Annotated in this window: 27 protein-coding genes; 10 read left to right on the forward strand and 17 right to left on the reverse strand. The window is 70.3% G+C overall.

The features are described from left to right. Positions 1-57: 57 nt before the first annotated feature. On the reverse strand, positions 58-624 hold the full coding sequence (locus JOD27_RS11940) for a TIGR03086 family metal-binding protein (protein ID WP_204762243.1): 567 nt from the start codon (positions 622-624) through the stop codon (positions 58-60). A gap of 155 nt (positions 625-779) precedes the next feature. Here JOD27_RS11940 and JOD27_RS11945 point away from each other — a divergent pair, with 155 nt between their 5' ends. The 3 genes from JOD27_RS11945 to JOD27_RS11955 all read left to right on the forward strand — a co-directional run bounded on the left by JOD27_RS11945 (position 780) and on the right by JOD27_RS11955 (position 2,861). Further along, positions 780-1,334 carry an RNA polymerase sigma factor gene (locus JOD27_RS11945; RefSeq protein ID WP_204762244.1) on the forward strand — a complete coding sequence of 185 codons (555 nt, stop codon included), beginning with the start codon at positions 780-782 and terminating at the stop codon, positions 1,332-1,334. Positions 1,335-1,345: 11 nt separating this feature from the next. Then, positions 1,346-2,401 (forward strand): hypothetical protein, encoded by a 1,056-nt coding sequence (locus tag JOD27_RS11950; RefSeq protein ID WP_239566953.1) that lies wholly within the window; start codon positions 1,346-1,348, stop codon positions 2,399-2,401. A 313-nt stretch (positions 2,402-2,714) separates the two neighbouring features. Continuing rightward, positions 2,715-2,861 (forward strand): hypothetical protein, encoded by a 147-nt coding sequence (locus tag JOD27_RS11955; protein WP_204762245.1) that lies wholly within the window; start codon positions 2,715-2,717, stop codon positions 2,859-2,861. Here the strand turns inward: JOD27_RS11955 and JOD27_RS11960 are convergent. Genes JOD27_RS11960 through JOD27_RS11970 form a run of 3 tightly spaced genes read right to left on the reverse strand, consistent with a single transcriptional unit; the run spans position 2,858 to position 5,502 of the window. Next, positions 2,858-3,508 carry a response regulator gene (locus tag JOD27_RS11960; protein WP_204762246.1) on the reverse strand — a complete coding sequence of 217 codons (651 nt, stop codon included), beginning with the start codon at positions 3,506-3,508 and terminating at the stop codon, positions 2,858-2,860. The two genes, JOD27_RS11955 and JOD27_RS11960, sit on opposite strands and share 4 nt — an antisense overlap. After that, entirely contained in the window at positions 3,505-4,638 is a 1,134-nt protein-coding gene (locus JOD27_RS45950; RefSeq protein WP_204762247.1) for a sensor histidine kinase, read from the reverse strand. The genes JOD27_RS11960 and JOD27_RS45950 overlap by 4 nt, the downstream gene beginning before the upstream one ends. 3 nt (positions 4,639-4,641) lie before the next feature. After that, positions 4,642-5,502, reverse strand: coding sequence for a hypothetical protein (locus tag JOD27_RS11970; protein ID WP_204762248.1), 861 nt, complete (start codon positions 5,500-5,502; stop codon positions 4,642-4,644). A gap of 113 nt (positions 5,503-5,615) precedes the next feature. Between JOD27_RS11970 and JOD27_RS11975 the strand changes: the two genes are divergently transcribed. Together JOD27_RS11975 and JOD27_RS11980 are read left to right on the forward strand one after the other, a co-directional pair. After that, positions 5,616-7,058, forward strand: coding sequence for a multicopper oxidase family protein (locus JOD27_RS11975; protein WP_204762249.1), 1,443 nt, complete (start codon positions 5,616-5,618; stop codon positions 7,056-7,058). A gap of 65 nt (positions 7,059-7,123) precedes the next feature. After that, the gene (locus tag JOD27_RS11980) at positions 7,124-7,711 is read left to right on the forward strand and encodes a maleylpyruvate isomerase N-terminal domain-containing protein (protein WP_204762250.1); all 588 of its coding nucleotides are present in this window, start codon (positions 7,124-7,126) and stop codon (positions 7,709-7,711) included. Between the two features lie 54 nt (positions 7,712-7,765). On the opposite strand, the gene JOD27_RS11985 is transcribed toward JOD27_RS11980, so the two are convergent. Further along, positions 7,766-8,332, reverse strand: a complete 567-nt coding sequence (locus JOD27_RS11985; protein WP_204762251.1) for a hypothetical protein — start codon at positions 8,330-8,332, stop codon at positions 7,766-7,768. Positions 8,333-8,401: 69 nt separating this feature from the next. Beyond that, positions 8,402-8,929 carry a hypothetical protein gene (locus tag JOD27_RS11990; protein ID WP_204762252.1) on the reverse strand — a complete coding sequence of 176 codons (528 nt, stop codon included), beginning with the start codon at positions 8,927-8,929 and terminating at the stop codon, positions 8,402-8,404. A 160-nt stretch (positions 8,930-9,089) separates the two neighbouring features. Between JOD27_RS11990 and JOD27_RS11995 the strand changes: the two genes are divergently transcribed. Then, entirely contained in the window at positions 9,090-11,846 is a 2,757-nt protein-coding gene (locus tag JOD27_RS11995) for an AfsR/SARP family transcriptional regulator (RefSeq protein ID WP_307830092.1), read from the forward strand. A 259-nt stretch (positions 11,847-12,105) separates the two neighbouring features. On the opposite strand, the gene JOD27_RS12000 is transcribed toward JOD27_RS11995, so the two are convergent. The 5 genes from JOD27_RS12000 to JOD27_RS12015 form a co-directional block, all read right to left on the reverse strand. Continuing rightward, positions 12,106-13,365 carry an SMI1/KNR4 family protein gene (locus JOD27_RS12000; RefSeq protein ID WP_204762254.1) on the reverse strand — a complete coding sequence of 420 codons (1,260 nt, stop codon included), beginning with the start codon at positions 13,363-13,365 and terminating at the stop codon, positions 12,106-12,108. A gap of 28 nt (positions 13,366-13,393) precedes the next feature. Then, positions 13,394-14,629, reverse strand: coding sequence for a cytochrome P450 (locus JOD27_RS12005; protein WP_204762255.1), 1,236 nt, complete (start codon positions 14,627-14,629; stop codon positions 13,394-13,396). A gap of 61 nt (positions 14,630-14,690) precedes the next feature. Next, a complete protein-coding gene (locus JOD27_RS47415; RefSeq protein WP_459178533.1) occupies positions 14,691-14,780 on the reverse strand; it encodes a hyalucidin A family RiPP precursor in 90 nt (29 codons plus the stop codon). 15 nt (positions 14,781-14,795) lie between these two features. Then, complete coding sequence (locus JOD27_RS12010) at positions 14,796-15,725, reverse strand: cytochrome P450 (protein ID WP_239566954.1); 930 nt, start codon at positions 15,723-15,725, stop codon at positions 14,796-14,798. A gap of 373 nt (positions 15,726-16,098) precedes the next feature. Beyond that, on the reverse strand, positions 16,099-17,439 hold the full coding sequence (locus tag JOD27_RS12015) for an MFS transporter (RefSeq protein WP_204762256.1): 1,341 nt from the start codon (positions 17,437-17,439) through the stop codon (positions 16,099-16,101). 20 nt (positions 17,440-17,459) lie between these two features. On the opposite strand from JOD27_RS12015, the gene JOD27_RS12020 reads away from it, so the two are divergent. Together JOD27_RS12020 and tatA are read left to right on the forward strand one after the other, a co-directional pair. Beyond that, positions 17,460-17,816 (forward strand): ArsR/SmtB family transcription factor, encoded by a 357-nt coding sequence (locus JOD27_RS12020; RefSeq protein ID WP_204762257.1) that lies wholly within the window; start codon positions 17,460-17,462, stop codon positions 17,814-17,816. Between the two features lie 147 nt (positions 17,817-17,963). After that, positions 17,964-18,227, forward strand: coding sequence for a Sec-independent protein translocase subunit TatA (tatA, locus tag JOD27_RS12025; RefSeq protein ID WP_204762258.1), 264 nt, complete (start codon positions 17,964-17,966; stop codon positions 18,225-18,227). 7 nt (positions 18,228-18,234) lie between these two features. Here the strand turns inward: tatA and JOD27_RS12030 are convergent, their stop codons facing one another. From JOD27_RS12030 to JOD27_RS12045, 4 genes are all read right to left on the reverse strand, one after another. Beyond that, positions 18,235-18,522, reverse strand: coding sequence for a DUF3040 domain-containing protein (locus JOD27_RS12030; RefSeq protein WP_204762259.1), 288 nt, complete (start codon positions 18,520-18,522; stop codon positions 18,235-18,237). Positions 18,523-18,611: 89 nt separating this feature from the next. Next, positions 18,612-19,607, reverse strand: coding sequence for a sporulation protein (locus JOD27_RS12035; protein ID WP_204762260.1), 996 nt, complete (start codon positions 19,605-19,607; stop codon positions 18,612-18,614). A gap of 26 nt (positions 19,608-19,633) precedes the next feature. After that, positions 19,634-20,686 (reverse strand): hemolysin family protein, encoded by a 1,053-nt coding sequence (locus tag JOD27_RS12040; RefSeq protein ID WP_204762261.1) that lies wholly within the window; start codon positions 20,684-20,686, stop codon positions 19,634-19,636. Next, positions 20,683-21,981, reverse strand: coding sequence for a hemolysin family protein (locus JOD27_RS12045; protein ID WP_204762262.1), 1,299 nt, complete (start codon positions 21,979-21,981; stop codon positions 20,683-20,685). Before JOD27_RS12045 ends, JOD27_RS12040 begins: the two co-directional genes overlap by 4 nt. A 132-nt stretch (positions 21,982-22,113) precedes the next feature. Between JOD27_RS12045 and JOD27_RS12050 the strand changes: the two genes are divergently transcribed. Further along, complete coding sequence (locus JOD27_RS12050; protein WP_204762263.1) at positions 22,114-22,512, forward strand: MerR family transcriptional regulator; 399 nt, start codon at positions 22,114-22,116, stop codon at positions 22,510-22,512. 45 nt (positions 22,513-22,557) lie between these two features. Here the strand turns inward: JOD27_RS12050 and JOD27_RS12055 are convergent, their stop codons facing one another. Further along, complete coding sequence (locus JOD27_RS12055; RefSeq protein ID WP_204762264.1) at positions 22,558-22,848, reverse strand: DUF4342 domain-containing protein; 291 nt, start codon at positions 22,846-22,848, stop codon at positions 22,558-22,560. Between the two features lie 160 nt (positions 22,849-23,008). Here JOD27_RS12055 and JOD27_RS12060 point away from each other — a divergent pair, with 160 nt between their 5' ends. Further along, positions 23,009-23,527, forward strand: a complete 519-nt coding sequence (locus JOD27_RS12060; protein ID WP_307830093.1) for a GNAT family N-acetyltransferase — start codon at positions 23,009-23,011, stop codon at positions 23,525-23,527. Here JOD27_RS12060 and JOD27_RS12065 read toward each other — a convergent pair. Beyond that, positions 23,501-23,992 carry a phosphotransferase family protein gene (locus tag JOD27_RS12065; RefSeq protein WP_204762265.1) on the reverse strand — a complete coding sequence of 164 codons (492 nt, stop codon included), beginning with the start codon at positions 23,990-23,992 and terminating at the stop codon, positions 23,501-23,503. The two genes, JOD27_RS12060 and JOD27_RS12065, sit on opposite strands and share 27 nt — an antisense overlap. Positions 23,993-24,177: the final 185 nt, after the last annotated feature.

Consider the following 24,177-nt stretch of genomic DNA (forward strand, 5'->3'; position numbering starts at 1 on the left):
AGCCGCGGGCCGCCGGGGAGGAGAAATGCGGCGAGGAAGTCCTCCCGTGGGAGGAGATCAGCCCGAAAAGCGCCGCCCGAGGAAGCCCGCCAGGCGGCAGGACGCAGTCGCGTCGGCGGCGACCGGCACCGCGGCGGCGAACATGCCCGGCTGACGCAGTACCCGCTCGTCGTGCGCACGGGCGATCCGGTCCGCGGCCGCGACCAGCTTGTCGTGGAACGGGGAGGACTGTCCCGTGGCGACAGCCAGGTCCCAGCCGTGTACCACGTGTTCCAGCACCAGGTGACCGGCCAGGTCGCGGCCGGCCACCGGGCCCCACGGCATCGGGTGGTCGGCCTCGATCACGCTGTCGGCTGACCACGCCTCGATCGCCAGCGCGGCCGCGGCCCGATGTGCGGCCGGCACGTCCGCGCCGGCGAGGTCGGCCGTGAAATCGGGGTCGAACCGCTGGTCGACCACCAGATCGGCGTACTGCGTCAGGCTTTCCACCACGTGCTCGACCAACGCGAGCACCGTGAAGTCCGGACACGGGGTCGGCAGCTGCCACTGGTGCGGCGCCACGGCGCGCACGAGGCGGCCGAATCCGTCGGCGGCCTCACTCATCGCATGGACCAGTTCGGTCATCTCCTCACTGAACCACCCGTGTCGGAGGGGAGGCACCCCTGATCTCACCCGGCCGGCTTGTGCCCCGCTGATCAGCGGGTTTCTGGCAACCTGAACACTTTCGCCGCGCGTTGGCAAAGACGGGGTGCAAGGGCGAAGCGAAACCGAGGAGCTTCATGTCGTCAGACGCGGAACTGATCGGCAGATCGCTGAGCGGAGACACCGATGCCTTCGTGGAAGTGATCAGCCGTCACGAGACGGCGATCGGGAACTACCTCGCGCGCAGAGTGGGACGTCAGGCCGCCGAGGACGTGCTCGGCGACGTATGGGTCGCCGCCTACGAGTCACGGGCGACCTACGACCGTTCGTATCCCGAAGCCAGACCTTGGTTGTACGGGGTCGCGCTGAACAGGTTGCGGCGGCACTGGCGGTCCGAACCGGCCGAGGAGCCGGCACCGGACCTGACCGGGGTGGCGAGCGACTGGGATCCCTGGCCGGCGGTGGACGCCCGCGTGGACACGCAGGCGTTGCTGCGCAGGGCTCTGGCCCGGCTCAAACCCGAGGAACGTGAGGTGCTGGGCCTGGTCGCCTGGGAGGACCTGACCGTGGCCGAGGCCGGGCGGGTGCTCGACATCCCCGCCGGCACTGCTCGCCGTCTGCTGCACCAGGCGCGCAAGGCGTTGCGAGAGGCCCCGGAAGTGGCCGCGCTGCTGCAAGTCCCGACGACGTGAGAAGACGACTCATGGATGAAATGGACCTGATGAAGAAGCTGAGTGATGTGCCGTCCCCGAGTCCTGAGGCCTACGACCGTGCCCGCACGGTGCTGCAGACGGCGATGGCGGAACCCGTGACCACGGTCGTGCGGCCAAAGCGCTGGTTTTCCTGGCCCAGGGCGAGTCTCGCCGCCGTGGGCGCGGCGGCGGTGGCCGCGGCCGTGGTGATGAGCACGACGGGCGGCAGCGTCCCGGTCGGCCCGTCCACTCCCGAGGCGGCCGCGCCGGTGGCCCCGCCAGTGGTCGAGTCACCGCTCGTGAAGCTGGCCTCCGACGTCAAGGCCACCGCGCTGATCGGTGACTCGTCGCTGATCATCGGCACGAAGATGCCCGCGGGCCTCCCGGAGTACACGTTCTACGTCGTCTACACGGACAAGGGTCAGATCTTCAGGGGCGACTCGGCGAAGAGCCTGGCGGCCTCGGTGGCCAGGAACGAGGACACGGCCGTCCCGTTCGACGCGAAGGTGATGGCGGCGGCTCGCGAAGCGGCGAACGGCGACGTGGAGAAGGCCAGGATCGCGATGATCACCGCGTCCAACAACGCGCTGGGAGTCGGCCTGAGCCCCGCCGAGGCGGACAAGGCCTGGGCGGACGCCCAGGCGCAGCTCGCGGAGGAGTTCCGCAAGATCGGCAAGCCGGTCCCCGCCCCCAGGCCGCGTCCGACGGGCCAGGAGCTGGAGAACCTGATCAGCAACCACCTGTGGAGCAACGCCACGCACGCGCTGTTCATCGGTGCCGCCAACGCGGAGGTTCGCGCGGGTGTGCTGAAGCTGCTCGCGACCATCAAGCAGGTGACGGTCGGCAAGACCGACGTCGACGGCCAGCGCGCGCTGACCATCACCACGGGCGCCGACATCCTGGGCGGCGACGCCTCGGCCGTGCTCACCATCAACGCCGACAACGGCCTGCCCATCCTCGACGAGACCGTCCCGAACAACAACTCGCCGCACCCGTCGAAGCCCGGGGTGGTGAAGTACAAGTCGTCCCGCGTCTTCCTCACCGACGTGGCGGCGGGCAAGATCTGACGAACCGCTTCGGGGAGGGCCGGTGTCGCACCGGCCTCCCTTCGGCGTTTCAGCTGCCCGGCTGGGCTCCCCACCTCGTCCTGGACCCGGCCGCGTCAGAGGGGAGGCGGCCGCGTGCGGTGAGGGAGCTCGACGGATTGCCCATGTCCACAAAGGACTGCGGGTTGGCCGGGACGTCTCGGTCCAGCAGGCGACCCGTACGCCGCCCAGTCCCAGCGGTGGCAGTTCCGCTCCAGGGCGAGCGGTCACGTCGAGGTCGTCAACCGGGCGTTCGGCTCGTGCCCGGAGCTGCACCGGTGGTGCGAACCACACGTTGCGGCACATCGCGGCCGTCCATCGCGCGGCGGGCGATGTCGAAGCCGAACGAGACGCGCTGCGCCACGCGCTGGTGATCCTCGACCGCCTCGACCACCCCAAAGCCGTCGCGGTCCGAACCGCGCTGCGGTCGGCGGGTGGCTAGCCCGGCCGTACGAGACCGTGCCGGTAGGCCAGCGCCACGAGCTGTGCCCGGTCGCGAGCACCGAGCTTCGCGAGTGCCCTGCTGATGTGGGTCTTGGTCGTGGCCGGGCTGATCACCAGCTCGCGGGTGATCTCCTCGTTGCTCAGTCCCTGCGCGGCGAGTGCGACGACTTCGCGCTCGCGGGTGGTGAGCTGCTCGAACACGTCGTGGTCGACCGCGGCCGGCCTGGTCATGCGGGCGATGAGCCGCCTGGTCAGGCCGGGCGACAGCAGTTCCTCGCCGCCCGCGACCACGCGGATGCCGTGCAGCAGCTGCCCCGGATCGGTGGTTTTCAACAGGAACCCGCTCGCGCCCGCGTTCAGGCCCGCGACGGCGTAGTCGTCCTCGTCGAACGTCGTGAGGATGAGGATGCGCACGCCCGCGAGGTCGGGATCGGCCACCACCCGGCGGATGCCCTCGATGCCGTCCACCCCAGGCATCTGCACGTCCATCAGGATCACGTCCGGCCGGGTGGCGCGGGCCAGCTCGGCCGCGGCCGCGCCGTCGCCCGCCTCGCCGACGACGGTCATGTCCGGCTCACTGTCGATCAGGACCCGGAACCCGCCGCGTACCAGCGCCTGGTCGTCGGCGATGAGCACCTTGATCACGGAGTCTCCTTCTCGGCCGCCAGATTCTTGACCGGCAGTGCGCAGCGCACCTCGAACCCGTCCTCCACGCGTCCCGCGGTCAGCGTGCCACCCAGCTTCTCGGCGCGGGCGCGCATCCCGTCGATGCCATGTCCGCCAATGGTTGTCGGCACCTCGCCGGGTTCGCCGTCGTCCTTCACCACGATCTCCAGCACGTCGCCGTAGGTGAGTTCGAGCCGCACGTGCGACGCGCGGGCGTGCCTGCGCACGTTGGTCAGCGACTCCTGGATGATCCGGTACGCCGCGAGGTCCACGGCGACCGGCACGGTCTGGTCCTCGCCGCGCACCACCAGGTCGACCTTCACGCCGGCGGTGTCGAGGAGTTTGTCCAGCTTGGCCAGACCGCCGGTCGCGGTGCGCAGGTCCGGCGTCCGCATCGCGCCGAGCAGCACCTGCACCTCGGCCAGGCTTTCGTCGCTGATGCGCTTGATGGTGTTCAGCGCTTCCGCGGCCTGTTCCGGTCTGCGCCGCATGACGTGCACCGCCACCCCGGCCTGGACGCTGATCGCGGCCATCGTGTGGCCGAACACGTCGTGCAGCTCGCGGGCGATCTCCAGCCGTTCCTCGGCCGCCTGCCTGCGGGTCTGGTCGGATCGAGCCTGCGCGATCCGTTCGGCACGATCGCGGGCACCCGCCGCGAACGCCCGGTGCGAGTGCACGGCCGCACCCAGCGCGGTGGCGGCGGCTTCCAGCGGCACGGCGTTGAACACCTGGTCGCCGAACCACTGACCGTTCAGCGCCAGCCGCACCGCGAGGACGGTGACGGCGGCGGTGAACAGCCCGCCGAGCACGCCCGCCTTCGGGCCGCGGTGCGCGGCCAGCGTGTAGCAGCCGATCAGCGGGGCGATGGTGATCAGCCGGCCGTGGTAGTCGAGGTGGAACCACGCCACCGTGGCGATGTTGACGATCAGCAGGCACGCCACGGGGAACCGTTGCCGCAACGCCACCGCCGCCCCGGCCGTCACCGCGAGTGCGATCGCGCCGAGGTCCAGCGGGCCCGACGGGCCCGGCGGCCCGACGGCGAGCACGCCGCCGATCAGAACCAGGGCGGCGAGCGCGGCGCCCAGCGCGAGGTCGGCCGGTCGTGGCACGTCCTATCCCCCCACCGTGATCAACGCGCGCATCCCGCGCGCCGCGAACATCTTGCCCGTCCTGATCTCCCGGACCCAAGTGACCAGGGCGTACTCGCCAGGCGGCAGCGGGGCGTCCAGGACGGCGGACCGGCCGGGCGACAACGGCACCACGCCGGTCGGGCCTCCGGTGAAGGGAGAGCGCGCGGGGTACCGCCCTGCGTCGACCTCGGTGAAGAACGCGTCCAGGTCCGGCAGCGACGTCCCCGGCCGGACGGGCATCAGCATCGCCTCGTTGTGCTGGGCGGACCGGTTGACCACGCGAACCGGGCCGGTGAGCCTCGCGGGCGCCAGGAACCTCCCGTCCAGCAACGTGATCTGTGCCGACGCCGGTGCCGCCGCACCTGCGCGTTCGGGGAGCACCCGTACCGGCCGCACCCGGCTCGCGAGGCCGGGCTGGCCGACGTCGCGGAAGTCGACCAGGTAGTGATCGCCGGGCGGCACCCGCAGCGTCACCGACGCCGGAACGCCCGCGACGGCCACGCCGCCGAGCATCTCGACGTCCTGGAGCACCGCCTTGCCGCCTTCGACGGGGTCGCTGCCCATCGACCGTTCCAGATCCGCGAGGTACCGCTCCAGCGTGATTCCGGGACGGGGCTTGACCAGCCCGATCCACGCCCCCTGGGGATCGCTGGAGCGGACCCGCAACGTCACCGAGCCCGCCCGCAGCGTCGCGGGGGCGGCGAAACCCTCCGGGGTGACGGCGATGTCCACCTCCTGCGCCACCGGGACGGTCGTGACGAGGGAGCCGAGCAGGGCCGGGATCAGCAGAAGTTTCATGGCGGCGAGCCTGCCGTTCGAGCCGGCGTCACCGCGTCCGTCCACGGCGGACACCTGCCGCGTACCGCCGGAGGATGACACTACCGCCGAGGATGTACACGGACGTTGCCGTCCAGGGCCGACGCCTTCGACCTGCGGTTTGACCATGCTCCGGTGTCATGAGACGACGCAGCTTCCTCGCCCTCACCGGGCTCGTGGCAGGACTCGCGCTGGCCGGGTGCGGCGGCGCGGACGGCAACGCCGGCGCCCTCACGTTCCGCAACCCCCTGCGCATCCCGCCGGTCCTCGACCCCGTGCCCGGCGCGGACGGCGTGAAGCGCTACCCGTTGCGGCTGCAGGAAGGGCGCACCGAGCTGCTGCCGGGCAAGACCGCGTCGACGTGGGGCATCAACGGTGACCATCTCGGACCGACGCTGCGCGCGAAGCGGGGCGACCGGGTGGCGATGTCGGTGACGAACGGGCTCGGCGAGGCGAGCACCCTGCACTGGCACGGGATGCGGCTGCCCGCGGCGATGGACGGCGGCCCGCACCAGATGATCCAGCCCGGCGGCACCTGGAGTCCGGAGTGGACGGTGGACCAGCCGGCCGCCACCACCTGGTACCACCCGCACCCGCACGGCCAGACGTCCCGGCACGTCTACCGCGGCCTCGCCGGGATGTTCCTCATCGACGACGACCACGACGTCGCGTTGCCCCGTGACTACGGCACCGACGACATCCCGCTGATCATCCAGGACAGGAAGTTCACGCCCGACGGCCGGCTGGACGAGAGCTTCGGCGGCACGTTCGGACTGCTCGGCGACCAGCTCCTGGTCAACGGCACCTACGATCCGTTCTTCCAGGTCACGACGAGCCGCGTCCGGTTCCGGGTTCTCAACGGCTCCAACGCCCACGTCTACACCCTCGGGTTCGCGGACGACAGGACATTCCACGTCGTCGCGAGCGACGGCGGGCTGCTGGCCAAACCCGCTGCGGTGCAACGGTTCCGAATCAGCCCCGGTGAGCGGTTCGAGATCGTGGCCGCGTTCACCCCCGGCGAGCAGGTGCTGCTGAAGAGCTTCGACGGCGACTCCGAGGTCGAGAACGGCGACTACGACGTGCTGAAACTCGTTGCCGCCCACCAGCTTTCCCCGTCTCCCGAGCTGCCGGACCACCTCGCGCACCTCGCACCGCCGGTCGAGGGCACGACGGTCCGCACGTTCCGCCTCAACGGCACGAACATCAACGGGCAGGACATGGACATGTCCCGGATCGACCTGGTCGTGCCGGCCGGGGCCCACGAGATCTGGGAGCTGGACAACGTCACGTTCTCCCACAACTTCCACATCCACGAGGTGTCGTTCCGGGTGCTCGACCTCGACGGCGGGCAGCCGCCGGAGCACCTGCGCGGCGCCAAGGACACCGTGTTCGTGCCCGGCAAGACGAAAGCCCGCCTGGCCGTCGAGTTCGGGCGGCACGCCGACCCGCGGACGCCCTACATGTACCACTGCCACATCCTCAAGCACGAGGACAAGGGCATGATGGGTCAGTTCGTGATCGTCCAGCCGGGCACGGAGGACAGCACCGCGCGCACGCTGTCCACCGGCCACGGACATCACTAGCAGCACCACCGGGGTGGTGACCTACGGTGGTGATCTCATCACTCTGCCGTCCCGTCAGGAGCCACGTGACTGTCACGGCCGATGACCTCGACCTCGCGATCAACGCGGTGGAAAGCACCCTGAAGCCGGCGGTCGGCCAGGACTGGCTGACCGCCTCCGGCACAGGTGAATGGACCGCACGCGCCACCGCCGAACACATCGGCGACTGCCTCATCTCCTACGCGGGCCAGCTGATCGCGGCGCCGCAGGACCGCTATGCGCGGTTCATGGCCGTCGCCGACGCCAACGCCTCCGCACCCGAACTGCTGGAATTCCTGGTGCTGAGCGGCCGTCTGCTCGCCTCGGTCGTGCGCACGTGCTCGCCGACCACGAGGGCGTACCACCCCACCGGCCGCTCCGATCCCGAAGGCTTCGCGGCCATGGGCTGCGTGGAGATGCTCGTGCACGGCCACGATCTGGCGCTCGGGCTCGGCCTGCGCCTCACTCCGCCATCGCAGATGTGCCACAACGTCATCGCGCGGTTGTTTCCGCACACCGCCGCGACACTGACCGACATCGACCCGTGGACCGCGTTGTTGTGGTCCACCAACAGGGTTCAGCTGCCCGGCCAGCCGGAGCAGAACGACTGGCGCTGGCACGGCAATCCCCTCTAGCGGGGCCACCACCTCCATCGCACCACCACGCACAACGTGATCAGCGGGAAGTGGTCAGCACGGCATGATCCGGTACACCGAAGACCACCCCACACCCGTGCGCTGCACGGCATATGCGCCTGGCATCCTCCAGGTCGAGCCGGCGAGGAACTGGAGCAGTGGCTGTGTGCCACGCGTCTGGTTGTTCTCCCACGACCCGGTGGTGGACCACGGAATGACATTCCACTGCCCGCACCGCTTCATGCCGACATGGGCGCCGCCGAAGTTCTCGTACTGGTAGGCGCAGAACCACTTGTAGTTCGCCCCGCCCTGACACTCCGGGATGGGAGCCGCCGCGCTCAGGGCACGTGGCCTGGTCTCGCCGGGCACCGGGATGTTCAGCACCGCTCCTGGCAACTCGATCCGGTTCGGTGCGACCTGGCGAGCCTGACCGCCCAGCTTCGCCAGGTACCGGTCGGCCTTCTCCTGAAGACCTGCGGCCTGCTCCGCGGACAGCCCGGCGGCTCGCGCCTGGACGACGAAGTCCGCGGAACCTCCTGCGGCTACGGCAGGAGCGGACATCAGCACGGTGGCGACGAGTGCCATCACCGCGCCGACCGCTGTCGCCGGCTTCACTCGCATCTTCCTGTCTCCTTTCGGGTGACGCGTCCCGGTGGCCGCACCCCCAGGTCGCGGCCACCGGTCGGCTGATCAGCGGCAGTAGCCCCCGGAGTACTCGCGGATCGCGAGCCAGAACTTGATCTCCGCGCAGTTGCCGCGGTTGTAGTAGGCGTTGGCCTGCGTGGACCAGTAGCCCTCGATCACGGCGCCCACGACACATGCGCCGCAGCCGGCGGCGGCGGCGATGGCGTAGATGACGGCCGCGTCGGCGCCATCCCGCGCCAGTTCGAGGGTTTCCCTGCGGTTGAGCTGCCACGACGTCCACGTCGTCTTGTACTCGGCCTTCATGTCGCCGTTCGCGGCGTTCTCGGGCACGTCGAACGAGTACTCGTACTTCGTGCCCTTGTGGTCGGCGAACGTGATCGTCCTGGTCAGCGGACCTGTCTCGGTCACCTTCAGGTCGACGTATCTGGACTCGATGGCGTGCCAGATCTCGACGGCTTTGTCCGCCGTGGTGGCGGCTCGGGGTTCAGCAGCCGGTGACGCCTGCGCCTGCGTCCCGATTCCGGTCAGCAGCAGCGCCGTCACGGCCGCGGCGGTGACCCACTTCTTGAACATGTGACCTCGCTTCACTCATGTGCCCTGGCGGTTGTTCCGCCGGGCTGACCAAGGTGGGCCACCGGCTCATCGCGACATCACCATGTTCGGGCAATCGCCTGGTCAGCGGTCGTAGGACCGCATGCGCCGGAGTAGTAAGGGGGCCGGGGAGGTGGGCATCGTGGCGATCGAGCTGCGGGTGCTCGGGCAGGTCGAGCTGCGGATCGACGGCCGGCTGGTGGAGGTTGGTCACGCGCGGCAGCGGTGCGTGCTGGCGGTGCTCCTGGTGGAGGCGAACCGGGTGGTCACGGTGGAGCAACTGCTGGACCGCGTCTGGGGGGACCGGTTGCCGTACAAGGCACGGAGGGTGGCCAGCAACTACGCCTCACGGCTGCGGCGTGTGCTGGCGGGCGAAGCCTCGATCGTGCGGCAGGGCGGTGGGTACGTCCTGCGAGTGGATCCGGAAGTGGTGGACCTGCACCGCTTCCGCATGCTCGTGGAACAGGCGCGTGGAAGTGATGACGAACGGGCGCTGGCGTTGCTCGAGGAGGCAGCGGGACTGTGGCGCGGCGAGGCGTTCGAAGGGCTGGACACGCCGTGGATCACCGCGGTCCGCGAAGGCCTGGCGCGCGAACGGTTCGCCGTTGACGTCGACCGCGTGGACCTGGCGCTCGCGCGGGGCAGGCACGCGGAGTTGTGCGCGGAGCTCGCCGAGCGAGCGGACGCGCATCCGCTGGACGAACGGGTCGCCGGCCAGCTGATGCTCGCCTTGTACCGCAACGGTCGCCAGGCCGAGGCATTCCTGCGGTTCGAGAGCATCCGTGCCCGGCTCGCCGACGAGGTGGGTGCCGATCCGGGGCCCGAGTTGCGGGAGCTGCACCGGCGAATCCTGGACACCGACCCCGTTCTCGGTCCCACCGCGATGGTGGACGCGCCACAGCAACTGCCCGCGCCACCGGTGTTCACGGGCCGTGCCGCCGAGCTGATGCTGCTGGACGAGACGCTGGCCGCCACGGCCGGCCCGGTGCTGATCTCGGCGATCGGCGGGACGGGCGGGATCGGCAAGACGTGGCTCGCGTTGGCGTGGGCGCACCGCCACCTGGACCGGTTTCCCGACGGGCAGCTGTTCGTGGATCTGCACGGGTTCAGCCCCACGCAGGAGCCGATGGCTCCGGCCGTGGCGGTGCGCGGGTTTCTCGACGCCCTCGGAGTCGACCCCGGCCGCGTTCCGGCCGACCTGGACGCACAGGCCGCGCTGTACCGGAGTCTGGTCGCCGGGAAGCGGATTCTGGTGATGCTGGACAACGCCGCCACCGCCGAGCAGGTCGTCCCGTTGTTGCCGGGCAGTCCGACCTGCACCGTGCTCGTGACCGGCCGCGCCCTGCTGCCCTCGCTGATCGACCGGCACGGCGCCCGCCACCTGCGACTGGACGTCCTGGACCGCGCCGAGGCGAGTGCCCTGCTGGCCGCACGCCTCGGCGCGAACCGTGTCGCCGCCGAGCCTGACGCCGTCGACGATCTGGTCGAGTTGTGCGGGGGTCATCCGCTGGCGTTGTCGATCACCGCCCGCGACGCAGCCACGCGTCCCGGCCTCCCGCTGGCCGAAGTCGCCGCCGAGCTGCGTGAGCTGGGGCTGGAGATGCTCGACCACGGCAGCGACCCCGCGGCGAGCCTGCCCGCCGTGCTGTCGTGGTCCCTGCGCCGACTGACCGACGAACACCGCACCGTGTTCGGGCTGCTGGGCATCGCCCCCGGCCCCGACATCAGCTTGCCCGCCGCGATCTCCCTCACCGACCTGCCACCGGCCCGCGCCCGCAAAGCGTTGTCGGCGTTGGAGGAAGCATCTCTGCTCGAACGGCGCCCCGGCGGCCGCTACGTGATGCACGACCTGGTCCGCGCTTACGCCGCCACCACCGTCGACGACCTTCCCGCCGACGTGTGGAAGACAGCCCTGACCCGCGTGATGGACTTCCACCTGCACACCGCGTTGGCCGCCGCCCGCCTCCTGGAACCCCATCGCCAACTCCTGCAACCCGGCTCGCCCGCTCCGGACGTCCACCCCCTTCCCCTCCCCGACAGCGCGGCCGCGATGGCCTGGATGCAGGCCGAACACCCCACGCTCCTGGCGACCCAGCGCGCCGCCGTCGCCCACGGCCGCCATCACGTCGTCTGGCACCTCGCCCAGGCACTTGACGCCCTCCACTTCCGGCGGGGACGCCTGCGCGACGCGGTGACGACGTGGCAGGCCGCGCTGGACGCCGCCGTCCACCTGCCCGACCCGGCCACCCGCATCCGCGCCCACCGGCTCCTCGGCCGCGCCCATGCCCAGCTGGGTCAGCACGAAGAGTCCTCCAGGCACCTCGACCAGGCTCTCGCCTTGGCCGTGCGCGACCACAACGCCGTGGAACAGGCATACACCCACCTGGTGCTCGCGTCGGCCGGCGAACAACGAGGGGACTACCGACAGGCCCTGGACCACGCCCGACACGCCCTCGCCCTCCTCCGCACGCTCGGCCTGCCGGTGTGGGAAGCCGTCGCTCTCAACGCGGTGGGCTGGCTCGCCGCGCGCCTGGGCGACTTCGACACCGCCCGCGACCAGTGCCACGCCGCCCTCGTCCTGTACCGGCGCCACCACGACCGCGGCGGTGAGGCGGCCACTTTGGACAGTCTCGGCTTCATCGCCGACCACACCGGCGACCACCGCCGTGCCGTCGACCACTACCACCAGGCCCTCGCCCTCCTCCGCACGCTGGGCCACACCTATGACGTCGCGGACACGCTCGACAAGCTCGGCCACGCCCACTCCGCTCTCGGCCAACCCGACCAGGCCCGCGCGGCGTGGAAGGAAGCCCTGGAGCTGTACCGGGAACAAGGCCGCAGCACCGATGCCGAACGGGTCCATCAGCAGCTCGACGCACCCGTCGCCCCGGAGCGTTGACCCGTCGGCAACGTGCGGACCTGGGGCCCGTGGTCCGCGGTCGAGATCGCCTCAATCCAGGATGACCGTCCGATGCGGCACACATGTCCGACAGCGAGTTGCCGGAGGTCCTTGAACTCCTTGCCCAGCACGGAAGTGCACATGCTGCGTGCCGGACAACGGCAGGGGCAGCAGCACCGGCCGGCCTATGCGACCGGTCCGGCACAACCGCGTTCATCAACGCCTGCGCGATACCCGCGTCAGGTGTCGGATTCCGTCGTCAGGCTGACGCGACTCGTCCCCTGACCACCTCGCGTGGCAGCTCCACACCGCGCTCGCCCGCCCACACCAGCGCACGTGCCAGCGAGGACTCTCCCGTGAGCGTGGCGGCAGCAGGAGTCATCGAGCACCGCCGCCACTGCGAGGCGTTCAGCGCGAGGTAGTCGACCTTGGGCAACGACTCGATGTCCACCTCTGCCTTGGACACGTCGAGCACGCGCAGGTTCGGCAGCGGGGGCAAGCCGACGAACGGGCCGTCGACCACCAGAGCGGTCAGGGTCTCGCACGCCGGCAGTTCGACCTCATAGCCGCTCACTTCGAGCCGTTCCAGCGGCAGGTGGGCGAGGGCACTGAGACGAACGGACCCGCCCCGCACGATTCTGAGCTGCCGCAACGAGGTCAGCCGGGCGAGCAGGCCGAAGTCGAAGTCGCCGGGTTCGCGGACGGTGACCGTCTGCAGGGTCTGTGGCAGCGCCGCCACGCCGGTCGGCCCGTAGTCCGCCACGTCGAAGTGGTCCTCCAACCCCTCGGTGCCGGGGTAGGAGTCCGGCAGCGCAAGGCCCGCCACGGAGGCGGCCAGGTAGGTCAGCGGTCCCTCACCCGCGAGCTGGATCACCTGGCCGGCCCGTCCGGCGGGGCCGGGTGCGAGGTCGACGCACAGCATGTCACCCCAGTCGTTGTAGCCGATGGGCACCCACAGCGGGTGAAAGCGCACGGTCCGCACGGCGTTCGGAGGTCCTGCGTAGAGCACGGGCTGTTCCCATTCGCGCGGGTCCTCCCCTTCCGTCGCGATGTACATCTGCCACGTCAGAAGGATGTCGTCGGGCGAGTACAGGCAGATGTCGTCGTCGACCTTCGCGCGGCCCGCGTACAGCGCGTGCACCTCCGGGGGCAGCGACACCCCGATCGCGGCCTCCACCTCGGTCAGCGTCGACACCTCGTGCCTGGCCGGGCGCTGATGTGGCTTGAGCAGGACGGTGTACGTGGGTGGGAGGTAGGACATGCCCTGGATGACGTCCCTGGTGACGAGGGCTTCGAACGTGCCGTCCGCGTCGACCCTCATCTCGAACTCGGCCGGCCGGTCGTGGCCCACCTGGCGCAGGCTCGCCAGCGGCGAGAACGCGTCCTGTTCGGACGGTCCGGCCGTGAGCCGGTGGGTGCCCCCGCCCCCGCTGCAGGAGGCCCTCAGGGTCAGGAAGTCGAAGCCGGGTTCGACTGTGGTGATGAGTTCGTGCGCGACAGCCGCCAGCTCCGCCTGCATGGTGATCTCCTGAACTGGATCCGGAAGATCACACCTTAGGGTTCGTCCGGCCCCGGATGGACACTCGGCCGTCGAACCCGAGTGGCAGCGGGACCGGGCCTATCGCCATCGTCGGTGTGGCCGGCCGTGACAGTTCGATTCGGTAGGTGGTGCACAGCAGGCGGCACAGCAGCACCAGCTGGCACAGGCCGAGCCCGGCGCCGACGCAGGCGGTCGGCGCCCAGCCGAACGGCACGTAGTGCTGAGCGCCCGCGGGACCGTGGGGTGCGCCGGGCAGCCAGCGGTCGGGGTCGAACACCTCCGGGTCCCGCCAGTGTCTCGGGTCCTGGTGCACCATCGCGGGGCTGAGCACGAAGTGCTGGCCCACGTCGAGGTCGTGGCCCGCCACGCGCATCGGGGTGCGGACGCTGCGGGTCAGCATCGTCGGCGAGGTCCAGCGGCGCAGCACCTCCTTCACGAACCGGTGCGTCACCGGTGCGCAGCGGGTGCCGGAGCGATACAGCTCGGCGGTGCCGGCCGAGGCGAACTCGGCGGCGAGGCGATCTGCCCAGTCGGGGCGGTTGACCAGCTCGTACATGACACAGGCCGCGGCCGCGCCCGGCGGGCCGGCGATGGCGGTCAGCACGGCGGTGACGGCGTCGACGGCGCGGTCCATGCCGAGCTCGCCCAGCAGAGCGGCGATCGGCTGGGTGAGGTCCGTCCGCGCGGCGGTGGTGTCACGGGACCGGCGCCGCAGTGCGCGGCGGACCACCAGGCCCGCCTTGACCTGGATCGACACCGGCCGCCACGACCGCCACCACGGCGGGTCTTCCTCGGCCTCGCCCATCAGTCTCGCCAGTTTCGCGATCGCGTCCTCGGTGATCTTCGCACTGTCCGCGGAGGAGAGACCGTCGAGCACGATAGGGAGCAGGGAGCGGAAACTGACCTCGTGCCCGAGCCACGGCAGGTTCAGCAGCTCGCCTGTCCGTGCGCGCAGCAGTGAGTCCATCCGCGCATCCAGCGCCGCCAGGCCTTCTTCACCCGAGAGCGTGCGGAGCTGAGCCATCCAGGCCGACCGCACGCGCTTCCAGGACACCGGTGTGCTCCGCCGGCGCAGCAGGAGGTCGAGCAGGCGGTCGGGCAGGGTGAGGTCGGCGTAGTTGTCGGTGTTGGCGCGGGCGGCCGCATCGGCGTCGAACACCATGAGCTGCCGCTCCGTCTGCCAGAACACGCCGCCCGCGGCCGCGCTCGGCCCACGCAGGTCGCGCAGCACATCCGTGTCCATCGCTCACTCCAGTCGCCGTGGGCGGGGAGCGGTCCCGGTGGGGTCGCTCCCCGCCGGTCTGTCAGATGTGGTGGTACAGGTACCAGCGGTACTGGCGGTCGGACTTGCGGATGTTCAGCGCGGACAGAGCGGCGCGGAAGATCTTCGACACTGGAATCACCTCCCCTCAGGCGGAAACCGGTTCCAGCCGCAGGTGGAACCGCGGGGGCGCGAGCGCCGCCGAGACCTGGGGCCTGGAAGAAGGTGCGGCGACGTCGAGCCGGTAGGCCGAGGTGATCAGCCCGACGAGCGTCTCCGCCACCGTGGTCGCGACACCGGCACCGGTGCAGGCGTGCGGTCCCCAGCCGAACGGGATGAACGCCTCCTGCCCTGCGCCGGAAGCCCACCGGCCGGGGCGGAACTCGTCCGGTTCGCTCCAGTGGGAGGGATCCCTGTGCACGAGGTAGCTGCAGACGACGACCTCGTCGCCCGGCTTCGCGGTGACCGCGGCGAGCCGGTGCTCCCGGTTGGGTGTTCGGCCGAACTGCCACGCCACGGGCCACAGTCGCAAGGCTTCGCGCACCACCCACGAGGGGTGCACCGGCTCGGACTCCGCCGTGCCCACGAGGTAGATCGACCAGCCGAGCAGGAAACCGACCGAGCCGGCGACCGCGAAGAGGCAGGAGAGGAACACCTCGGCGAGGTCGGGGTCCGGCGTGCCCTCGGCCGCCGCGAGTGCGACTACGTCCAGCAGGTCGGCCGGCTCGGCCCTCCGACGAGCGCGCCGGACAGCGAGCTCCGCGCACAGGGTCCGCGACACACGGGTGCGGAACCGGTGGCGGGCGAGCCAGGACCAGCGGTCACGTGCCCCGGCCAGCACGGCCCGTTCGACGACCTGGTCGACCGTCTCGCGCAAGGCGGCCGAAGGGGCGTCACCGATCAGTGCCGGGCGGAAGTGCTCGTACACGAGGCGGTTTCCCGCGTCCGGCCAGTCGCTGGAGGGTGTCAGCCCGGCGACGATAGCCGGGAGCTCGTGCGCGTGGTCGGCGATGTGCCGCCGCAGCAGCACCCGTGCGGTCCGGCCGATCTCGACCTGCGCGGACCGGGGTGCGAACATTCCCGTCCTGATCCGGAAAAAGTCGGAATGCTCCCGGAAAAGATCGTCGTTGTTCGCCAGTATTTCTTTCGCCAGCACCGGATCTGACACATAGATCTCACCCCGGCTCTTGGTGAAAACGGAGCCATGATCGCTGCGGAGTTTCCTTAGTGCGGCCAGTGGATCGGAGTCCGGACCGAGTGCCACCTTCGCTCCCCTCGAAGGAAGCCAGCGGGGAAGAACAGAAGGTCAGCTAACCGCTGCCACGAAGAGGCGTCAACACTCCGAACGGCGCCATACAGATCTGCGAGTGCATGGAATATTATTCACGGCCTGGAATCCGGCACCGGCAGCGCATGACGGCGGGCGTCTCGTCCGGGGCCGACTCGCCCGGTCAGTGCCGCGGCCAGCGCTCGTGGTGGTCGTCGATGCGGAACTCGTGGGCGTGCCGGTACACGCCACCCGCGAGCACCGCGTCGTGCAGGTGGTCGTGGCCGGCGTCGAGGTCGCAGTGCTCGTGTTCGACCACCGCTGGGTCGTGCCGCGGCCACAGCCGGAGCGCGGTCAGCGCACCTGCCGCGGCGATCACGCCGAGCACGAGGAACGCGGCGGTCGTGGTCATCGTGCTCGCGATCCAGCCCGCCAGCGGGTAGCAGAGCAGCCAGCAGGCGTGCGACAGCGCGAAGTCGGCGGCGAAGAGGGCGGGCCGGTCCTCCGAGTGAGCTGACCGGCGCAGCAGCCGCGCACCGGGAGTCAGCGCGAACGAGCACCCGGCGCCGATCAACGCCCAGACCACCAGAAGCGCGGGCCAGTGCCAGGCGTCGAGCAGCGAGGCGAACGTCGCGCCGACGAGCAGCGAAGCGGACAACGCCGGCACAGCGCGCAGCACCACGGCCCGGTCGGACACGCGGTCGAGGAGTTCGGGCAGCACCAGGGCGGCGGCCAGGGAGCCGACGCCGTTGAACGCCAGCGCGACGGCGACGTCGGTAGTGCCGCGATCGAGCACGTCGCGGACGTAGGCGACGGTGTTCACCAGGACCATCGACCCGGCCGCCGCCGCGGCGAGGTGCACCGCCAGCAGGCCGCGCAGCCGGGGTGTGGCGAGGTAGATGCGGATGCCTCTGGTGGTCGCGGCGTAGAGGCTTCCCCTGCGGCTAACCGGTTTCGGGCGCGGCACGGCGGTCGAGACCACGAGCAGCGCGGACGCCGCGAAGCCCAGTGCGGTGCCGAGGAACAGGTTGCCCGAGCTCGTCAGCGCCAGCAGTGCCGCCGCCAGCGCCGGGCTGAGCAGGCCTTCGAGGTCGTAGGCCATCCGCGAGAGCGTGACGGCTCGCGTGTAGTCGCGTTCGCCGGGCAGCACGTCCGGGATCGTGGCCTGGAAGATCGGGGTGAACGCCGCTGACGCCGCCTGCAGCACGAAGATCAGGACGTAGACCTGCCACACCTGGTCCACCCACGGCAGCGCCACCGCGACCCCGGCCCTGACCAGGTCCAGGGTCACCAGGACGGCTCGCCGCGGCAGCGCGCCGAGCAACGCGGCCGCGATCGGCGCCACGCTGACGTAGGCGACCATCTTGATCGCCAGCGCCGTGCCGAGGACCGCGCCCGCGTCCGCGCCGGCGAGGTCGTAGGCCAGCAGCCCCAGCGCGACGGTCGCCAGACCGGTCCCCGTGAGAGCCACGACGTGTGCGCCGAACAGGTGGCGGTACGTGCGATTGCGCAGGACGGCGAGCATGCGTGGCACTATATGTGCTCATGTACGCACGCGACGACGTTGCAACAACCGAACACTGGCAACAGCTACCCTCTGGCGCGCACGTCGAAGCGGCTGTCGACGGATTCCGGATGCTCGCCGACCCGACGCGTTTTCGCATGTTGTGGCTGCTTTGCGGCGCCGAGTACGACGTGACGACCCTGGCCGCCGAGGTCGGCATCGCACGTCCGGCGGTATCTCAGCACCTCGCCAAACTGCGTCTGACCGGATTGGTCACCGTGCGCCGTGAAGGCCGGCGGGCGCTCTACGCGGCGCGGGGCGGGCACGTGCGGCGGCTGCTGTTCGAGGCCGTCAACGCCGCCGACCACCACCTGACCGGCAAGCCCGACCACGACTGATCCTGACGCCGCGGCACATCCACGACAATCGGTCCGTAATGGACAGTAGGGCAATGCACCCTGATGTGCTGACGCGGTAAGGGTTATCGTCGGCTGTGGGCCTCGCACGAGTGAGGCCGGCAGGTCCGCACCAGAAGGAAGTGAGTCATGGGCAACCTCGGCGCCACCGAGCTGCTGATCATCGGTGTGGTGATCGTGTTGTTGTTCGGCAGCAAGAAGCTCCCGGAGATGGCCCGATCCCTGGGGCGGTCCGCCAAGATCCTCAAGGCCGAGTCGTCAGGACTGCGCAACGACGAGACGCCCGACGCCGCGGTGACCGACGCCACCCAGGTCGCGCGGCTCCAGCAGCAGGTCGACGAGCTGCAGCAGCAGCTCAAGGCGGCTCAGCAGACGCCCAAGCCCACGATCTGAGCCCCGGCTAGCCGCGGTGCGCGCGCCAGGCCTGGAACACCAGGTGCCCGAACACGCCCACGCACAGCGCCGCGCCGAGCCCGATCAGCGGAACTGACGACCAGGTCACTCCGCCGATCATGGCCAGCAGGCCGCAGACATAGGTGGCGAACACGCCGAGCACGCGCAGCGTCCGGCTGGACAGGAACGTCAGCGCGGACGGCCTGGCGAGCTTGGCGGCGAGCTTCGGGTCCTCGACGGACAAGCGCTGCTCGATCTCAGCCAGCTCACGTTTCTCGTGGTCTGCCAGCGCCATGCGGGCCTCCTGGTCTGCCGTGCTCGCCTCCACCATCGCACCTGTTCCGGCGTCCTGCCAAGGACGCCGGAACAGGAGAAACGGTCAGATCACTCCTCGCCGAACGCGAAATCGCCGCCGTCGTCGTCGAAGACCTCCTCCATGACCTCGCCGAGCACCATGCCGCCGACCACGCCGGCCGCACCGGCGGCGATCATGCCGCCCATGCCGGGACCGCGGTGGTGGCCGTGGTGACCGTGCTGGTCGTAGCCGTGGTGGCCGCCGAACGCCGGGTTGTGGCCCGCGTAACCACCGCCGAACGCCGGGTTCGCGTGGCCGCGCTGGGCGACCTGCGCGAGCCAGCCGTTGATCGCCGACGCCCAGTCGGTGGCCGGTGCCTCCTGGTGTGACACGCGGAAGTGACCGAACGCGTCACCGCCCGACGAGAACATGCCGCCGCGCTTGTCGGCTTCGAGGATCACGTAGAGCTCGTGCGGGTTGGCCACGAAGGTCAGCTCGACCTGGCTGACCGCACCGGCGAACTGGGCGGGCGGGAAGAACTCGATCTCCTGGTAGAAGCCGAGCTCCTGCGGCACGCCGTGCAGGCGACCGGCCTCGACGTCCGCGCTGCGGAACGAGAAGCCGAGCTGCCCGAACGCGTTCAGCACCGCGTCCTGCGAGGGCAGCGGGTGCACCAGCACCGGGTCGAGGTCGCCCTTGTCCGGGGCGCCCGCGATCACGAGCTCGGTGCGCACGCCGATGGTCATGCCGGGCAGCTGCGCGCCACCGACGGCGGTGATCGGGGTCTCCCACGGGATCGGCAGCTGGAACGGGATCGCGAGCAGCTGGCCCGCGGGCACCCGCACGCCCTGCTGCACGATCAGGCGGAAGAACTCCGAAACGCCGCCGTACTCGTGGTCGCCGTGCTCGACCTCCACGCGCGTCACCAGCGACAGCACGACCTGCCCGATCTCAGCGTCCGCGGTGCCGCCCTGGATGCGCACCTGGCCGGTGACGACCTGGCCGGGCGTCGCGTGCGGCGAGTCCAGCACGGTGTCGACGGACGGTCCGCCGACGCCGAACGCGCTGAGCATCCGCTTGAACAAGTCTCCTCCTGTGGGACTGGTGTGAGTCAGTTCTGGCGCACCGCAACGCGCGGTGCGTCGGTCTCGTCGTCGAAGTCGCCGATGAGCTCTTCGAGCAGGTCCTCCAGTGCCGCGATGCCGATCACGCCGTCGTCGCCGGACACGAGCGCGAGCTGCGCCCGTTCCGCCCTCATCGCGGTGACCGCTGCCGCGACCGGCATCGAAGCGGACAACGTCAGCACCGGGGTCATGAGTTCCCGCGCCGCCGGGTCGGTGCCCGCGGCGGTGGCGCGCATGGCTTCGCGGATGTGCACCAGGCCGACGAACTCGCCGCGCAGGTTCGTGACCGGGAACCGCGAACGTCCACAGTGGAGGCTGCGGCGCTCGATCGCGCGCGCCGTGGTGTGCTCGGTGACCGTCGACGTCTCCGCGATCGGCACCATGACCTCGCGCAACGTGGTCTTCTGCACCTGGAGCATGCGGGTCAGCAGCCGTTGCTGCCCTTCGGGGATGAGCCCGTGCTCGCCCGACTGGCGCACCAGCATGCGCAGGTCGTCCGGCCGGTGCGCGTGCGCCAGCTCGTCCTGCGGTTCGACCTTCATCAGCCGCAGCAGGCGGTTCGTCGTCGAGTTCAGCCCGCCGAGAATCCAGCGGACCGAGTGCGCGAACGCCCGGAACGGCAACGCCAGCAACACCGCGGACCGTTCGGGGTGCGAGATCGCCCACGACTTCGGCGCCATCTCGCCGACCACCATGTGCAGGAACACCACCAGCACGAGGCTGATCGTGAACGCGATGCCGTACGCCACCGCGTCGGGCAGGCCGGCCAGCCGCAGCAGCGGGTCGAAGAGGTCCGCAACGGCGGGCTTGGCCAGCGCGCCGAGTCCCAGCGTGCACAGGGTGATGCCGAGCTGGGCGCCCGCGAGCATCAACGACAGCTCGCGCACCCCCGCGACGGCGGCCCGCGCCGCACGCGAGTTCTCGGCCTCCTGCTCCAGCCGGTGCCGCTTGGCCGCGATCAGCGCGAACTCGGCGGCGACGAAGAAGGCGTTGAGCGCCAACAGGACCAGCGAGATCCCGAGAGCGGTTCCGATGCTCATCGAGCCTCCTCCCGCACCCGCGCGGTCAGCACGACGGTGTCCGGCACGTTGCGCGACACCACGCCGACGAGCAGCGTGACGTCGCCGACCTCGATCTCGTCGCCCACCTGCGCGGTGCGGCCGAGCCGGTGCAGCACGAGGCCGGACACCGTGTCGTACGCGTCGTCCTCCGGCAGCGCGATGCCGGTGGCGTCCTCGACCTCGTCGAGCCGCATCCGGCCGGGCACCTGCCACGTGGTGCCGTCGACGCGTTCGATGGCGTCCTCGACCAGGTCGTCCTCGTCGTGGATCTCGCCGACGAGCTCTTCCGCGAGGTCCTCCAGCGAGACGATCCCGGCGAAGCCGCCGAACTCGTCCAGCACGCAGGCCAGCTGGCGGCGCTCGGTCCGCAACCGTTCCAGCACAGCGGGAAGGGGCAACGTCGCCGGCACGACCAGCGCGGACGAGGCGATGTCGCCGATCGGCGTGACAGGCCGTTGTTCCGGCGTGAGGGTCAGCACCTCGGCCAGCCCCACCACACCCTGGATGTCGTCGACGTCCTTGCCCACGACCGGAAAGCGCGAGTGACCGGTGTCGAGCAGTTCCACCACCCGTGACGCGGGCTCGTCGACCCGCACCGAACGCACGTTCACCCGCGGCGTCATCGCCTGCTCTGCGACCAGCTCGCGGAAGTCCAGGCCGCGGTCGAGCAGCTGGGCGAGCTCCGGGTCCAGGTGCCCCCGCTCCCCCGCGTCGCCGACGATCTGCTTGAGGTCCTCCGGCGTCGCGCCCTGCGGAAGCTCCTCCACGGGCTCGATCCCGATCGCGCGCAGCAGCCCGTTGGCGGTCGCGTCGAACAACCGGATCACCGGACCGGCGATCTTGAGGTAGACCAGCGTCGAGGAGCTGAGCCACTTCGCGAGCGGCTCGGGCTTCGCGATCGCGAGGTTCTTCGGCAGCAGCTCGCCCAGCACCATCTGCACAACGGTCGCGAAGACCAGTGCGACCGCCATGGCCAGCGGCACACCGAACGACTCGGGCAACCCGAGCAGGTTCGCGAGCCCCGTGCCGAGCAGCGGTTCGGCCACGTAGCCGACCAGCAGCGCGGTGACGGTGATCCCGAACTGGGCGCCGGAGAGCATGAACGACAGCTTCTGCGTGACGCGCAACGCCCGTTCAGCGGCTTTGTCGCCCGCCTCGGCCATCTGCCGCAGACGGCCCCGGTCGACCGCCATGTAGGCGAACTCCTGGGCCACGAAATAGCCGGTGGCGGCGGTCAGAGTCACGATCGCCAGCAGGCCGGAAAAGATCAACATGCCGCACCCGCGGCACTCGCAACGTTCAGCCGGGCTCGCCCCGGCCCACTACTGCAGCCGTCTACGTCGGCTTCATCAGGCATGAGGCAACAGTAGCACGTAGCACTGTATGGTTTGCCTGAGGAGGTGCACGTGAGCGAAGCGTTGCTCAAGATCGGCGAGCTGGCCGCCCGAGCCGGCGTCAGCATCCGCACCGTCGACTACTACACGTCGCTGGGCCTGATCAGCCCCGCGCAGCGCACCGCGTCGAACTACCGCCTCTACTCCTCCGCCGACGTGGACCGGATCCACCTCGTTCAACGTCTGGAGGTCCACGGAGTTCCCCTCGACGAGATCTCCACGGCGCTGCACGCCAGAGAGGCCGACGTCGCCGCGATCCTGGACCGCGTCGACACCGACCTGCAGTGCCTCCAGGCGGCCGCCGACAGCGCCTCACCGGAGATGCAGGGCCTGCTCGCGGTCATCGCGACGAGGGTGCACTCGCTGATCACCATCGCCCTGCAGATCCCGCCGGACACGATGCTCCCCTGACGCCCCAGAGGCCCGCCTCATCTCGGCGGGCCTCTGGGGCCCTGACTACACCCGCTCGGACTCGACCGTCGTCACGGGCTGGTTCCCGGGCTGCTGGCGGTTCTCGATCTTGATCCCGCACTTGCCCACCAGTGCGACACCGGCACCGATCGTCGTGGCCACCGGAGCGGCCAGGGCCGCGACCAACCCCAGAGCCACCGGCACCTCCAGCACCACGTCGTCCTTGCTGTCCCGGACGACCACCCGACGGTTCATGCCCTCGCTGACCAGACCGCGAACGGCGTCAACCACCGAGTCGACGGCGGCACGGGCGGACTCGGGCTTGGATTCGCTCATGACTCTCCTTGAACTGCGGATCTCCCCTTACGACACCAGCTTGCCCGCGATCGAGCGTCGTGCCATCAGGGTTTCCCCCTGATTCAACCCTCAGAGCAATGAGTCGGGGTGCGCATAAATGGATGGTGAGCGACCACGATAGACGTGCAGGATCAACGGCGTGTATGAACCGCAGCATCGTGTCGCGCCGGGTTTCGCGGTCCGCGAAGCACAGGACGACGACTGGCCGCAGATGTGGTCAATCATTCGTGACGTCATCACCGCGCAGGAAACCATTCCCTACGACCCCGGTATGAGCGAGCACGACGCCAGGCGGATGTGGCAGTTGCCCGCGCCCGCGCGGGTGGTCGTGGCCGCCGATGACCGCCAGGTGCTCGGTACCGCGAACATGTACGCCAACCGCCAGGGGCCCGGAAACCACGTCGCCTCCGGCACTCTGATGGTCGCCGAACGGGCACGGGGCGCCGGCGTGGGGCGGGCGCTCACCACCGACATGATCGACTGGGCCCGCCGGAGCGGATTCGCGGCCGTTCAGTTCAACGCCGTCGTCGACACGAACACGGCCGCTGTCCGCCTTTACGAGAGTCTTGGGTTCGTCACGCTCGGGGTTGCCCCTGGGGCATTCCGCCACCCAAGTCAGGGAAACGTCGGCCTACGCATCATGTGGCTGGACCTGTAGCGCGGTGAGTGTTTCCCGGAACGACGTCCACGCCGGCATCGTGTCCGGGTCGTCGGTGTGCGGTTCGCGGAACCAGTCGACGAAATCCACCAGGTCGTAGAGGTACCATCGCAATCGGTAGAGCCGCAACGCGTCCGCTGACCGCTCGTGGCCGGTCAGTTCCCGGTACCGCGTGAGTTCGGCGGGATCGTCGGTCAGCACGGACAGGTCGCGCTCCGGCACCGCCATGCCGACGGTGTCCCAATCGACCAGGTAAAAGCCCGTCGTTGTCCGGATGAGATTGCCGGGATGCGGCTCGCCGTGCGTCACCACCACCGCCGCACGCCTTCCGCGAGCCGCTCGAACTACTCGAACCGCTCCCGGATCACACCCGCGTGGTCGTGCACCAGCCTGCGCGCCTGCTCCGCGTACGGGCCGTCGCTCCACGGGCCGCCCGTCCTCGGTGCGGGCAGGTCGATCGGGCACGGGGGCGCGTCGACGCCGGTGGTGTGCAGGCGGGCCAGAACCTCCCGCACCAGGACAGCGTCATCCGCGGTCATCGGCTGGCCGAAGTGTCCAGGAGTCCCGTCCACCACCGGGAACACGCTGAGCGCGTGGTCGCCTCCCAGCTCCACCACCGGCTCGCCGGACGGTGCGACCACGAACTCCAG

The sequence above is a fragment of the Lentzea nigeriaca genome, from assembly GCF_016907955.1.
GTDB classification, from domain to species: domain Bacteria; phylum Actinomycetota; class Actinomycetes; order Mycobacteriales; family Pseudonocardiaceae; genus Lentzea; species Lentzea nigeriaca.

Excerpts from the sequence above, each read along its gene's own strand:
- JOD27_RS12010 (WP_239566954.1), bottom strand. The coding sequence starts at position 15,725 with ATGTTCGCACCCCGGTCCGCGCAGGTCGAGATCGGCCGGACCGCACGG.
- JOD27_RS11985 (WP_204762251.1), bottom strand. The coding sequence starts at position 8,332 with ATGCGAGTGAAGCCGGCGACAGCGGTCGGCGCGGTGATGGCACTCGTC.
- tatA (WP_204762258.1), top strand. The coding sequence starts at position 17,964 with ATGGGCAACCTCGGCGCCACCGAGCTGCTGATCATCGGTGTGGTGATC.
- JOD27_RS12045 (WP_204762262.1), bottom strand. The coding sequence starts at position 21,981 with ATGTTGATCTTTTCCGGCCTGCTGGCGATCGTGACTCTGACCGCCGCC.
- JOD27_RS11975 (WP_204762249.1), top strand. The coding sequence starts at position 5,616 with ATGAGACGACGCAGCTTCCTCGCCCTCACCGGGCTCGTGGCAGGACTC.
- JOD27_RS11950 (WP_239566953.1), top strand. The coding sequence starts at position 1,346 with ATGGATGAAATGGACCTGATGAAGAAGCTGAGTGATGTGCCGTCCCCG.
- JOD27_RS12005 (WP_204762255.1), bottom strand. The coding sequence starts at position 14,629 with ATGGACACGGATGTGCTGCGCGACCTGCGTGGGCCGAGCGCGGCCGCG.
- JOD27_RS12040 (WP_204762261.1), bottom strand. The coding sequence starts at position 20,686 with ATGAGCATCGGAACCGCTCTCGGGATCTCGCTGGTCCTGTTGGCGCTC.
- JOD27_RS12030 (WP_204762259.1), bottom strand. The coding sequence starts at position 18,522 with ATGGCGCTGGCAGACCACGAGAAACGTGAGCTGGCTGAGATCGAGCAG.
- JOD27_RS11990 (WP_204762252.1), bottom strand. The coding sequence starts at position 8,929 with ATGTTCAAGAAGTGGGTCACCGCCGCGGCCGTGACGGCGCTGCTGCTG.
- JOD27_RS12015 (WP_204762256.1), bottom strand. The coding sequence starts at position 17,439 with ATGCTCGCCGTCCTGCGCAATCGCACGTACCGCCACCTGTTCGGCGCA.
- JOD27_RS12020 (WP_204762257.1), top strand. The coding sequence starts at position 17,460 with ATGTACGCACGCGACGACGTTGCAACAACCGAACACTGGCAACAGCTA.
- JOD27_RS11940 (WP_204762243.1), bottom strand. The coding sequence starts at position 624 with ATGACCGAACTGGTCCATGCGATGAGTGAGGCCGCCGACGGATTCGGC.
- JOD27_RS11945 (WP_204762244.1), top strand. The coding sequence starts at position 780 with ATGTCGTCAGACGCGGAACTGATCGGCAGATCGCTGAGCGGAGACACC.
- JOD27_RS12000 (WP_204762254.1), bottom strand. The coding sequence starts at position 13,365 with ATGCAGGCGGAGCTGGCGGCTGTCGCGCACGAACTCATCACCACAGTC.
- JOD27_RS12055 (WP_204762264.1), bottom strand. The coding sequence starts at position 22,848 with ATGAGCGAATCCAAGCCCGAGTCCGCCCGTGCCGCCGTCGACTCGGTG.